The organism is Cyanobium sp. ATX 6F1, from assembly GCF_024346315.1.
Classification (GTDB): Bacteria; Cyanobacteriota; Cyanobacteriia; order PCC-6307; family Cyanobiaceae; genus ATX-6F1.
In genome coordinates this window covers 142,403-154,151 of record NZ_JAGQCS010000008.1, presented here as the reverse complement: position 1 = coordinate 154,151, position 11,749 = coordinate 142,403, and the positions used below count along the sequence as shown (strand labels likewise).

9 protein-coding genes and 1 pseudogene are annotated in these 11,749 nt (G+C 68.5%); 4 read left to right on the top strand and 6 right to left on the bottom strand.

Annotated features, from left to right (window positions below):
- A pseudogene (locus KBZ13_RS12755) lies at nucleotides 1–289 on the bottom strand (photosystem II q(b) protein); the annotation flags it as partial.
- A gap of 215 nt (nucleotides 290–504) precedes the next feature.
- Between KBZ13_RS12755 and KBZ13_RS12750 the strand changes: the two are divergent.
- Nucleotides 505–2,088: a photosystem II high light acclimation radical SAM protein gene (locus KBZ13_RS12750; RefSeq protein WP_255009660.1), complete on the top strand. Its 1,584-nt coding sequence runs from the start codon at nucleotides 505–507 to the stop codon at nucleotides 2,086–2,088.
- Nucleotides 2,089–2,094: 6 nt separating this feature from the next.
- Here KBZ13_RS12750 and KBZ13_RS12745 read toward each other — a convergent pair whose 3' ends face one another.
- The 4 genes from KBZ13_RS12745 to KBZ13_RS12730 are packed head-to-tail and all read right to left on the bottom strand — an operon-like array spanning nucleotide 2,095 to nucleotide 5,263.
- Nucleotides 2,095–2,820, bottom strand: coding sequence for a carbonic anhydrase (locus tag KBZ13_RS12745; protein ID WP_255009659.1), 726 nt, complete (start codon nucleotides 2,818–2,820; stop codon nucleotides 2,095–2,097).
- Nucleotides 2,817–3,695: a CPBP family intramembrane glutamic endopeptidase gene (locus tag KBZ13_RS12740; RefSeq protein WP_255009657.1), complete on the bottom strand. Its 879-nt coding sequence runs from the start codon at nucleotides 3,693–3,695 to the stop codon at nucleotides 2,817–2,819. Before KBZ13_RS12740 ends, KBZ13_RS12745 begins: the two co-directional genes overlap by 4 nt.
- On the bottom strand, nucleotides 3,696–4,010 hold the full coding sequence (gene clpS / locus KBZ13_RS12735; RefSeq protein ID WP_255009695.1) for an ATP-dependent Clp protease adapter ClpS: 315 nt from the start codon (nucleotides 4,008–4,010) through the stop codon (nucleotides 3,696–3,698).
- A gap of 20 nt (nucleotides 4,011–4,030) precedes the next feature.
- A complete protein-coding gene (locus tag KBZ13_RS12730; protein WP_255009655.1) occupies nucleotides 4,031–5,263 on the bottom strand; it encodes an LL-diaminopimelate aminotransferase in 1,233 nt (410 codons plus the stop codon).
- A 109-nt stretch (nucleotides 5,264–5,372) separates the two neighbouring features.
- Here KBZ13_RS12730 and KBZ13_RS12725 point away from each other — a divergent pair, with 109 nt between their 5' ends.
- The 3 genes from KBZ13_RS12725 to KBZ13_RS12715 all read left to right on the top strand — a co-directional run bounded on the left by KBZ13_RS12725 (nucleotide 5,373) and on the right by KBZ13_RS12715 (nucleotide 11,249).
- Nucleotides 5,373–8,075, top strand: coding sequence for a TIGR03960 family B12-binding radical SAM protein (locus KBZ13_RS12725; protein ID WP_255009654.1), 2,703 nt, complete (start codon nucleotides 5,373–5,375; stop codon nucleotides 8,073–8,075).
- A 424-nt stretch (nucleotides 8,076–8,499) separates the two neighbouring features.
- Nucleotides 8,500–10,620, top strand: coding sequence for an Rne/Rng family ribonuclease (locus tag KBZ13_RS12720; protein ID WP_255009653.1), 2,121 nt, complete (start codon nucleotides 8,500–8,502; stop codon nucleotides 10,618–10,620).
- The gene (locus tag KBZ13_RS12715) at nucleotides 10,617–11,249 is read left to right on the top strand and encodes a ribonuclease HII (protein ID WP_255009693.1); all 633 of its coding nucleotides are present in this window, start codon (nucleotides 10,617–10,619) and stop codon (nucleotides 11,247–11,249) included. Before KBZ13_RS12720 ends, KBZ13_RS12715 begins: the two co-directional genes overlap by 4 nt.
- Here KBZ13_RS12715 and KBZ13_RS12710 read toward each other — a convergent pair.
- Complete coding sequence (locus KBZ13_RS12710) at nucleotides 11,215–11,727, bottom strand: DUF1997 domain-containing protein (protein WP_255009651.1); 513 nt, start codon at nucleotides 11,725–11,727, stop codon at nucleotides 11,215–11,217. The two genes, KBZ13_RS12715 and KBZ13_RS12710, sit on opposite strands and share 35 nt — an antisense overlap.
- Between the last annotated feature and the right edge of the window lie 22 nt (nucleotides 11,728–11,749).

Sequence of the window (11,749 nt, the reverse complement as noted above, 5' to 3'; positions counted from 1 at the left end):
AGATGGGATAGAAGTGCAGGCCGATGGCGTTGCTGGAAGGAACGACAGCGCCGGAGATGATGTTGTTGCCGTAAAGCAGGCTGCCGGCAACGGGCTCACGGATGCCGTCGATGTCGACGGGGGGAGCGGCGATGAAGGCAACGATGAAGCAGGTGGTGGCGGCCAGCAGGGTGGGGATCATCAGCACACCGAACCAACCCACGTAGAGGCGGTTGTCGGTGGAGGTGACCCACTCACAGAACTGGTTCCAAGGAGTAGCGCCGGAGCGCTGCTGGATGGTGGTGGTCATAAGAGCGAGAGGGTTGCCCCCGTAAGGGGACGGTTAGGTAGGACGGCACCCGGGGCGGGCGCTGCCTGGGGAAGTGTAACAGAACATTGCGCGATGTGAGGAAAGCTTGAGGGTAAGGATCGGGCGAGGGGGTCGCCGGGGCGGTTGTCCCCCCGGCCGCTGCGGCCGGCAGCGCTGGCGGAGTTGTTAGCGTCCAAGCTCGCCTGAGCGCTCGGATGTCGCCGATCGACCCGGCCCAGCGGGTGCTGATCATCCGCCTGCCGTGCAACCCGATCTTCCCTATAGGCCCGGTCTACCTGGCCGACCACCTTCACAAGCGTTTTCCGGAGCTCCCCCAGCGGATCCTGGATCTGGCGGCTCTTTCGGCGCTGGATGTGGAGCGGGTGCTGCTGGCCACGATCGAGGCCTTCCGCCCCAGCCTGCTGGTGTTCTCCTGGCGCGACATTCAGATCTATGCCCCGGTGGATGGCCGCAGTGGCAACCCCCTGCAGCACTCCTTCGAGGTCTTTTACGCCGCCAACCCCCTACGCCGGCTGCGCGGAGCCCTGGGGGGCCTGCGGCTGATGGCAGCCTTCTATGGCGAGCTCTGGCGCAACCTGCGCCTGGTGCGCCGGGGTCTGCGGCGCGCCCGCCGCTTCCATCCCGGGGCCAAGGTGGTGATCGGCGGCGGGGCGGTGAGCGTCTTCTACGAGCAGCTCGGCCAGAAGTTGCCCCGGGGCACGGTGGTGTCGGTGGGCGAGGGGGAGCCCCTGCTCGAAAAGCTGATCCGGGGCGAAAGTCTTGATAGCGAGCGCTGCTTCGTGGTCGGGGAGCCGCCGCGGCCGGGGCTGATCCATGAGCAGCCCGCGGGCCTGGTCAAGACCGCCTGCGATTACCCCTACATCGCCTCGATCTGGCCCCAGCTCGACTGGTACCTCGATGGCGGCGACTTCTACGTGGGCGTGCAGACCAAACGTGGCTGCCCCCACAACTGCTGTTACTGCGTCTACACGGTGGTGGAGGGCAAGCAGGTGCGCGTCAACCCCGTGGAAGAGGTGGTGGCGGAGATGCGTCAGCTCTATGACCGTGGCGTGCGCGGCTTCTGGTTCACCGACGCCCAGTTCATCCCGGCGCGCCGCTACATCGAGGACGCCAAGGAGCTTCTGCGGGCCATCTCAGCCGCCGGCATGGGCGACATCCACTGGGCCGCCTACATCCGCGCCGACAACCTCGATTCCGAACTGGCGCAGCTGATGGTGGCCACCGGCATGGACTACTTCGAGATCGGCATCACCTCTGGCTCCCAGGAGCTCGTGCGCAAGATGCGCATGGGCTACAACCTGCGCACCGTGCTCGAGAACTGCCGCCTGCTGGTGGCGGCGGGCTTCCGCGCCCAGGTCTCGGTGAACTACTCCTTCAACGTGATCGACGAGCGGCCGGAGACCATCCGCCAGACCATCGCCTACCACCGCGAACTGGAGCAGATCTTCGGCGCCGCCAACGTGGAGCCGGCGATCTTCTTCATCGGCCTCCAGCCCCACACCCACCTGGAGCAGTACGGCTTCGAGCAGGGGCTGCTCCAGCCCGGCTACAACCCGATGAGCATGATGCCCTGGACGGCCCGCAAGTTGCTCTGGAACCCGGAACCCATGGGGCGTGTGTTCGGCCGGATCTGTCTGGAGGCCTTCGATCAGGGGGGGCAGGATTTCGGCCGCACGGTGATGGCGCTGCTGGAGCGCGACTACGGGGTGGCGCCCCTTGATGAGGCTCTGTCGGCGCCGGTGGAGGGTCGGCGCGCCCTGGCCACGGCCGTGCGCTGAGAAGGTTTAGGCATTCAGCAGCGTGACCCGGCCGGTGGCGATGTCGTAGACGCTGGAGCGGATCGTCAAGCGGCCTTCGCTCACCGCCTGGCGCACCAGGTCGCTCTTGGCGCTGAGCTGTTCGGCGGAGCGCCGCGCGTTGCGGGTGATCGCCTGCTGGAGGTCATCGCCGGGCTGCAGGCTGGCGCGAATCGGCGCCACCAGTTCGCTCAGCAGAGGCGTGAGTGGATCGGAGGCCAAAGCGGCCGTCACCGCTCCGCAGCCGCTGTGGCCCACCACCAGGGCCAGGGGTACCGCCAGGTGATCGATGGCGTACTCCAGGGAGGCGATGGCGTCATCGAAGGCGGTGTTGCCGGCGCTGCGGATCACGAACAGATCCGAAGGGGCCGCATCGAAGATCCATTCCGGGGCCACGCGTGAATCGGCGCAGGCCAGGACCACGGCCCAGGGGGCCTGACCGCCCACCAAGGTGGAGGCAGGCGTGATGCAGTTGTGGCGCCAGAGGTGGTTGAGGGCCCGGCTCCGGGCCAATGGGGTGGTGGCTCGGTCGGCCTGGCTCCAGGCGGCGGCGAAGCGGGCGTTGCCATTGATCAGGGCCTGGAGGGGATCCGCCGGCCGGCAGATCGCCAGGGCATCGCTGGGATCCTCGGCCCCTGCCGCGTCCGCCAAGGCGAACACACCGGCCACGGCCAGGGCGCTCTGGCCAAGAAGCCATCGCCGGCGGGTGATCAAGGGGAAGCCTGGATGGGCTTTGGATTCTCGCCCCACCAACGCCGGCGCACAGCCAACAAAGCAGCCAGCCCCAGCCAGCCCAGCAGACCCCCGATCGGGTTGGGGCTGGCGCCTCCAGGGCCCACCAGCCAGAGCGGTGCGCCGGGGGAGAGGCTGATCAGACCGCCCTGGAGCAGGAACCAGCCCCCCACCAGACCGCCATGGAGCCCGACGGCCCCCCAGAGCACACCCCCATCGGAGCGCCGTTGCAGGGCCAGGGCGATCCCCAAAAGCAGCAGGCCGCCCTTGAGGGCCAGCAGCGCCAGCCAGCCCTGGGCCAGGGGGTAGGGATGCACCAGGCTGAAGATCAGCGCTTGGGCCAGCAGGGCCCGCTGGCCGCCAAGACCCAGGGCCAACTCTCCCCAGAGCCAGCCGCGAAAGAGCAGTTCCTCTGCGAAGCCCACCCCCAGCATCAGGGCCAGGGCGTTGGCGAGCTGAGCAGGCGTGATCCCTGGGCCCGTGCGGGCCGCGCCGCCCAGCAGCAGCCCAGCGCACACCAGGGCCAGCAACAGAAGCGCCTTGAGCAGCCCGCGCAGCAGGGCCTGGAGGGCGGCCGGCAGGGGCACAGCCACCCCGAGCCGGCGCCAGGCCCGGGGTTCACCCCAGCGGCGCCGCAGCCAGGCGGGCAGGGTGAGCAGCAGCAGCGCGAAGCTCACCAGCGTGCCTGCCAGGTTCACCTGGTCGGGGCGCAGGCCCGGAGCCAGCAGGGCCAGGGGCCGAGCCAGCAGCCAACCGGAGAGAAGCAACAGCGGCAGGTAGCCCACCGCCAAAAGCCAACCTCCCGGGCGCCGCCCACCGCCATGGGTGACTGGCGCTGGCGGCGGGGTGAGCCCCATTCAGCCCTCGGGCTCGATCGAGCTGGTCAGCCCCTTGGCCTTGAGGCGTTCGCTGTAGAACTCCGCCGGCTCGATGTCACAGACGATCACCAGGCCGATGCCGGTGTTGTGGGCTTCGAGCATCACGGCGATGGCATCCTGCTCGCTGAGCAGGGGCACCACCTCCCGCAGGGTCGAGACCACGAACTCCATGGTGCTGACCGGGTCGTTGTGCAGCAGCACCTTGTAGCGGGGCGATGGCTTGCGCACCCGCTGAAGGTCCTTGTCGAGCACCGTCGCGCCGCCTGGGCTGCGGCTTGGCGTCTCCACCGCCATGGGGTTGAAGGCAATGACGTTCAAAGTCTGACAGCGGCGATGCGGGCCATGGCCTCCTCCACGTTGGCGCGGCTGTTGAAGGCTGAGAGCCGGAAGTAGCCCTCGCCGGCGGCGCCGAAGCCGCTGCCGGGGGTGCCGACCACGTGGGCCTCCTTCAACAGTTTGTCGAAAAAGCCCCAGGAATCGAGGCCTTCGGGTGTTTTCAACCACACGTAGGGGGCCTGCTCGCCGCCATAGACGCTCAGGCCTGCGGCCGACAGCTCCCTTCGGATGATCGCCGCGTTCTCCATGTAGAAGCCCACCAGGGCCTTCACCTGGGCCTGGCCCTCGGGGGAGTACACCGCTTCGGCTCCACGCTGCACGATGTAACTGACGCCGTTGAACTTGGTGCTCTGGCGGCGGTTCCACAGGCCCCAGAGCTCTACCGGTTCGCCCTGGGCCGTGGTGCCCGTGAGGCCCCGGGGCACCACGGTGAGCGCGCAGCGGGTGCCGGTGAAGCCGGCGTTCTTGGAGAAGGAGCGGAACTCGATCGCGCACTGGCGGGCACCCTCGATCTCATAGATCGAATGGGGTAGCTCGGGATCTGAGATGAACGCCTCGTAGGCGGCATCGAACAGGATCAGGGCGCCGTTGGCGAGGGCGTAGTCGACCCAGCGCTTCAGCTGGGCCCTGGTGGCCACGGCGCCGGTGGGGTTGTTGGGGAAGCAGAGGTAGATCAGGTCCACCTGGCCCTCGGGCAGGGGCGCGGTGAAATCGTTGGCGGCGGTGATCGGCAGGTAGGTGAGGCCGCCGTACTGACCGGCGCCGTCGGCGTCGCCGGTGCGCCCCGCCATCACGTTGCTGTCCACGTAGACCGGATACACCGGGTCGGTGACGGCGATGCGGTTGCCCTCGCCGAGGATGTCGAGGATGTTGCTGCTGTCGCACTTCGAGCCGTCGGAGACGAAGATCTCCTCGGCGCTCACGTCGCAGCCGCGGGCCTGGAAATCGTGCTGGGCGATCGCCTCGCGCAGCCACAGGTAGCCCTGCTCGGGGCCGTAGCCGTGGAAGCCCTCGCGGGTGCCGAGTTCATCCACGGCCGCCTTCATGGCGGTTTGGCAGGCCTCCGGCAGGGGTTCGGTGACATCGCCGATGCCCAGGCGGATGATCGGTGCTTCGGGGTGGGCTTCGCTGAACGCCTTCACCCGCCGGGCGATCTCGGGGAACAGATAGCCCGCCTTGAGTTTGAGGTAGTTGCCGTTGACCTGGACCACGGGGGTGCGACGCCGGTTCGGATGGGCGGCATCCTCCTATGGCGCCGCCCCGTCTGGCGGCCCCGGGAGGGCTGCCTAGCATCGGCGTCCGCCCTGCGGCCCTGATCCGATGACTGCCGCAGCCGCTCAGGTCCGCGCCGGTGAGCTGCCCGTGCCGTTCGAGCCGTTGGTGGATCGGGGCATCGCCAAACCCGGTCGCTACCTCGGCAACGAGCGCGGCGTCGAGCCGCGCGACTGGAGCGAGGCCTGGCCGGCGGCGCGGGTGCGCTGGTGTCTCACCTACCCCGAGCTCTACGAGGTGGGGGCCAGCAATCTCGGCCACATTCTTCTGTATTCGATCCTCAACGCCGTTCCTGGGCAGCTCTGTGATCGCTCCTACCTGCCGGCGCCCGACCTGGCCGCTCGGCTGCGGGAGCAGGGACAGCCCCTGTTTGCCGTCGAGAGCCGGCGGGCGCTGGCCGCCTTCGACCTGCTCGGCTTCAGCCTCAGCTACGAACTCGGGGCCACCAACATCCTCGAGATGCTCGATCTGGCGGGGATCCCGATCCGGGCCAGCGAGCGGGGCGATCGTCCCCTCACCGATCCGGCGGCCCCGCCGCTGATCTTCGCCGGCGGTCCCACCGCCACCAGCAACCCGGAGCCTTTCGCCGCCTTCTTCGACTTCATCGCCCTCGGCGATGGCGAGGAGCTCCTGCCGGAGATCGGCCTGGTGGTGGCCGAGGCCAAGGCGGCGGGCCTGGGTCGCCGCGAGCTGCTGCGCGACCTGGCCCAGGTGCCCGGGGTCTATGTGCCCAGCCTCTACGGACGCGGCCCCGATGGGGTGTCGATCGTGCCGCTCGAACCTGATCTTCCCAAGCGGCTGCTGCGGCGGGTGGCCACGCCGATGCCCCACTACGCCATGGGGCTTGTGCCCCACATCGAAACGGTCCACGACCGGCTCACGATCGAGATCCGCCGGGGCTGCACCCGCGGCTGTCGCTTCTGTCAGCCGGGCATGCTCACGCGCCCGGCCCGCGATGTGGAGCCCGAGGCGGTGATCGAGGCGGTGGAAACCGGCATGGAGCGCACCGGTTACAGCGATTTTTCGCTGCTCTCACTCAGCTGCTCCGACTACCTGGCCCTGCCGGCGGTGGGGGTGGAGCTGCGCAATCGGCTGGCGGAGCACAACGTCAGCCTGAGCCTGCCCAGCCAGCGGGTGGACCGCTTCGATTCCAACATCGCCCACATCCTTGGCGGCACCCGCCGCTCGGGCCTCACCTTCGCTCCCGAAGCCGGCAGCCAGAGGCTGCGGGACATCGTCAACAAGGGACTCACCGACGCCGAGCTGCTGCGGGGGATCCGCACGGCGATGGAGAACGGTTACCGCAAGGTCAAGCTCTATTTCATGATCGGCCTGCCGGGGGAAACCGATGCCGATGTGGTCGGCATCGCCAACACATGCCGGCAGCTGCAGCAGAACTGCCGTGATCTGGGGCGGCTGGAGCTCAACCTCACGATCAGCAACTTCACCCCCAAGCCCCATACGCCCTTCCAGTGGCACAGCGTCTCCACAGGCGAATTCCGCCGGCGCCAGGAGCTGCTGCGCCGCGAGCTGCGGGCGTTGCGGGGGCTGAAGACCAATTTCACTGATCCACGTCTTTCGGCGATGGAGGACTTCGTCGGTCGGGGTGACCGGCGGCTGGCGCCGGTGATCGAGGCCGCCTGGCGCGCCGGCGCTGGCCTCGATGCCTGGTTCGAGACGATCGAGCGCACCCACGCCGCCTGGACGGGTGCGATCGAGGCGGCGGGTCTGGGGGGCCGTTACCGGGCCCTGGAGTTGGGGAGCTGGTCGGCCACCGAAGCGCTGAGCGCCGCTGATCTGGCGGCGTTCTGCCGCCAGCCCCTGCCCTGGGATCACATCGACACCGGTGTCGACAAGGCCTGGCTGGCGGATGACCTGCAGCGGGCGCTCGCGGCGGTGGTGGTGCCCGATTGCTCCTTTGACGGCTGCAGCAGCTGCGGGGTCTGTGGCCCTGAGTTCGGCCACAACGTGGTGGTGCCGCCCCCGCCGATTCCAGCCCCTCTGCCGCCACGGGCGCCCGCCAGCGAGCGGCTGCAGCGGTTGCGTTTCCGCTTCGCCAAGACGGGGGATCTGGCCCTGCTCAGCCACCTCGATGGCGTGAGGATGCTGGAGCGCGCCCTGCGCCGCAGCGGCCTGCCTGTGAGCTTCACCGGTGGCTTCCACCCCCTGCCTCGCTTGGAGTTCGCCCTGGCGCTGCCCCTGGGGGTTGAGGCGGCTGGCGATTGGCTGGATCTGGAGATGGCGGCGCCCACCGCCCCCGAGGAGGTGCTCAGGCGGCTCCAGGCCCAGCTCCCGGCGGGGTTTCAACTGTTGTCGGTGCGCGAGGTCCCGTTGGGTGGCGCCAGCCTGTCCCAGGAGTTGGTCGCCTCCACCTGGAGCCTGGAGCTGCTGGATCCGGGCCCGGTCCCGCTGGGGTCGGCCGAATGGCAGCACGCCATGGAGGCGTTATTGGCCGCGTCCCAGTGGATCTGGCAGGACACCGACAAGAAGGGGCGTCCCCGGGAACGGGACCTGCGCCCCTACCTGGAGGAGTTGGCGTGTCTGGAGCCAGGGCCCACGGATCCCCAGGGCACGGTCCGTTTGCGCTACCACGCGCGGATTGATCCCCAGGGGCGCAGCCTGCGGCCGGAGCATCTGCAGGGCTGGTTCGCCGAACGGCTCGCGCGGCCCCTGGCCCTGGGCCGGCAGTGCCGCGAGCAACTGGGGTTGCGGGGCGAGAGCACCCCCGATCAGAGGCCCGTGCTAATTTGACTTCAAGACGGCAGAACGATTGCAGATCACAACCTGCAACCTGCCCTCCGGATCAGCTTTCTTGAATCCACCGTTCCAGAAAGCCGTTTCACTCGGCACCGTTTGGATTTTGGACGCGCAGCTCCTGCTTCTTGCGCCTCATTGATCGATCGAGGGCTCAGGCCATACCGATCGATCCGCTGCGCATGCGGGCTGTCCATTCCCTGGTCCCACCGGCCGTCTTGCTCTGCCGATCAGGCGGGGTTTTCGCAGTCGTCATACCGTCCGGCGTCCACTCTGAGCTTCTTTCCCGCAACGGTTCCCCAGTCCCTCCCCAGCGCCCTCGGAAGCAGCGCTGGGAGAGGGTCAGGTCCGCTTGCATTCCCTCCAGGGGATGTTCCCTCCCGCACGGCAGGGCTCCGCTGAGCCTCCCTCCCTTTCCTCCATGCCCCAGCAGATCGTCATCGCCGAGCAACTGCGCATCGCCGCAGTCCTCAACGACGACCGTGTTGACGAATTGGTCGTGGCCCAGGGGCGTTACCAGATCGGTGACGTCTACCTGGGCACTGTCGAAAATGTGCTTCCCGGCATTGATGCCGCCTTCGTCAACATCGGCGAAGGCGAGAAGAACGGCTTCATCCACGTCACCGACCTGGGCCCCCTGCGGCTGAAGAAGGGCGTCGTCGGCATCACCGAGCTGCTGGAGCCCCGCCAGAAGGTGCTCGTGCAGGTGATGAAGGAGCCCACGGGCACCAAGGGCCCCAGGCTCACCGGCAACCTCACCCTGCCCGGCCGCTTTCTGGTGCTGCAGCCCCACGGCCAGGGGGTGAACATCTCCCGCCGCATCGACAGCGAGAACGAACGCAACCGGCTGCGGGCCCTCGGGGTGTTGATCAAGCCCCCCGGCGCAGGTCTGCTGGTGCGCACCGAAGCAGAGGGGGTCAGCGAAGAGTTGCTGATCGACGACCTCGAGAACCTGCTGCGTCAGTGGGAGGGCATCCAGCTGGCGGCTGAAAGCGCCTCACCGCCGGAGCTGCTCAACCGCGACGAAGATTTCATCCACCGCGTTCTGCGCGACCTCTACAGCCCCGATGTGGTGCGCGTCGTGGTCGACAGCGCCGAGGCGGTCGGCCGCGTCAACGCCTTTCTGGGGGCCGACCAGGCCAACCTGCTAGTGGAGCACCACCGCGAATCCAACGAGATTCTCGAGCACCACAAGGTCAATGCGGCGATCCGCGATGCCCTCAAGCCCCGGGTCGATCTGCCGTCGGGTGGCTACGTGATCATCGAGCCCACCGAGGCGCTCACCGTCATCGACGTCAACTCTGGCTCGTTCACCCGTTCGGCCAACGCCCGTGAAACGGTCCTGTGGACCAACTGCGAGGCGGCGGTGGAGATTGCCCGCCAGCTCAAGCTGCGCAACATCGGTGGGGTTGTGATCATCGACTTCATCGACATGGAGTCGCGCCGCGATCAGCTGCAGTTGCTGGAGCATTTCACCCAGGCCGCCCGCGACGACACGGCCCGCCCCCAGATTGCCCAGCTCACCGAGCTCGGTCTGGTGGAGCTCACCCGCAAGCGCCAGGGTCAGAACATCTACGAACTCTTCGGCCGGGCCTGCCCCAGCTGTGGAGGCCTCGGCCATGTGGCCGTTTTGCCGGGCAAGGACACCCTCCAGCCCCTGGCCACCCTCACCGGTCTGGTGCGCTCCGCCGCCTCCGCCCGGGCCGAGGTGCTCAGCCCCTCCGCGGCCACGGAATCCTCGGGCCGCCGCCGCCGCGGCGGGCGTGGGGGCCGCGGCTCCAGCGACGGCTACGACGCCGGTGTCAACCCATTGCCCACCGCCTCGTTCAACAACTCCGACGAGTTCTCCGTCGTTCCGATCCTCACCTCGCTTGAGTCGTCAGCCAACGGGGGCAGCGCCAACGGCGGCTATGGCCATGGCGGCCCCTCCAATGCCGGCGGATCGGAGGGGGGGGGCAGCCGTCGGCCGGAACCTGACCTCGTGGTTGTGCCCATGGATCCCGAGCAGGAGCTTGTCTATGGCTGGCTCGGTCTCAACCCTGCCCTGCTCCTCGATCCCGTCCCAAGCACCGACAACCTGGTGGTGCGCGTGGTGCGTCCGGGCGACGATGCCGAGGCGGTGCTCGAGGAGGCCCGGCAGCAACTGTCCGCCAGCGGCCCCCGCCGCCGCCGCCGCCAACGCGGTGGTGGAGATGGTGCGGCCAACCAAGGTCGTGATGGTGCCACCGAGCCGTTCAGCGGTGGCGATCGCGCCTTCGAGGCCGAACGAGGCGCCTCCCCGGCGGCGCTGGTGGAGATCACCCCGCTGCCGGTGACCAGCTTCGAGCCCACCAGCGCCTACGGTGCCGCCGATTCCAATCTGGCCTCCGTGGTGATCGAACCCGCGGCCGCCCAGCCTTCGCTGCCGGCCTCCAACGGCGCGCCTGCCCCCTCCCGTCGCACCACCACCAAGGTGGTGCCCGCCGAGGAATCCGCCAGCGGTGAGGAAGGTACCGATGGGGAGCCCCGCCGCCGCCGCCGCCGGTCCTCAGCGGCCCGCTGAACGAAGCTCCGCACCCATCGCCATGGGATCCCGGTCTCTGTGCCGGGGTCGACGAGGTGGGTCGAGGGGCTCTGTTCGGTCCCGTTTTTGCGGCGGCGGTGGTGCTGCCTCAGGAGGCGATCGAGCCCCTTCAAGCCGCGGGCCTCACCGACAGCAAGGCGCTCACTGCCCGCCGCCGTCAGCTGTTGGTGCCGCGCATCACGGCCGCCGCCAGCGCCTGGGGGATCGGTCAGGCCTCGGCCCGGCAGATTGATCGGGAGGGCATCCGCGCGGCCACCGAGGCGGCCATGCGCCGGGCCCTGCAGCGGCTGGCGCTGACCCCGACCTTGGTGCTCGTGGATGGAGTTCTGCCCCTTCGGGGCTGGCCCGGTGAGCAACGCACGATCGTGCATGGCGACAGCCGCTGCGCCGCCATCGCCGCCGCCAGTGTGCTGGCCAAGGAGGCCCGCGATGCTCTGATCAAGCGGTTGGCCCAGCGCTACGCGGGTTACGGTCTGGAGCGCCACGTCGGTTATGGCACGCCCCAGCACCGTCAGGCCGTGCTGGGGCGTGGAGCCACCGACCTGCACCGCCACAGTTTCCTGGGCCGGTTGCTCAGTGGATCAGGCACCACTGCTCGAAATCTTTGAGCAGCTGCTTGCTCACCCGGGTCTTCATGCCCTTGAGCAAGCCCCCCAGCAGTGAGCCGCCGGTGGCGCTCAGCACCGAGGCCGGGATCAACTTCAGCAGCGGCGGCCTGCTGACGGTGACGCTCAAGGAGGCTTCCCCTTCCAGGGACCGGCCCGTGGCCATCAACCAGGAGCTCAAGCTGAGCTGGAACTCTTCGATCATCCCGAGGCCCACCAGTTGAGCGTCGATGGCCTCGATGGCGAGTCTTCCCGGAGTCGTTGTCGACTGAAGCTCCACCACCGGCTGGATCTGGAGTTGGAACACCTGCAGATGGGTGACCTCGTAGCGGTAGTGTCCCGTACCGAGGCTGGTCAGCTGAAGGGGATCGAAGAGGGCTTCGATGATCCGCCGCTCATCGGCGAGGTAATCGTTAAGCCGCTCGCTCTGTTCCCTCACCGGGATCACCAAGTGCTGGGAGGCGCTGAAGGTCAGGTTCATCGCCTGAAGGTCGGCGCGGCAT

Coding starts and splice junctions, on each gene's coding strand:
- KBZ13_RS12750 (WP_255009660.1), top strand. CDS start 505: ATGTCGCCGATCGACCCGGCCCAGCGGGTGCTGATCATCCGCCTGCCG.
- KBZ13_RS12740 (WP_255009657.1), bottom strand. CDS start 3,695: ATGGGGCTCACCCCGCCGCCAGCGCCAGTCACCCATGGCGGTGGGCGG.
- clpS (WP_255009695.1), bottom strand. CDS start 4,010: ATGGCGGTGGAGACGCCAAGCCGCAGCCCAGGCGGCGCGACGGTGCTC.
- KBZ13_RS12725 (WP_255009654.1), top strand. CDS start 5,373: ATGACTGCCGCAGCCGCTCAGGTCCGCGCCGGTGAGCTGCCCGTGCCG.
- KBZ13_RS12720 (WP_255009653.1), top strand. CDS start 8,500: ATGCCCCAGCAGATCGTCATCGCCGAGCAACTGCGCATCGCCGCAGTC.
- KBZ13_RS12710 (WP_255009651.1), bottom strand. CDS start 11,727: ATGAACCTGACCTTCAGCGCCTCCCAGCACTTGGTGATCCCGGTGAGG.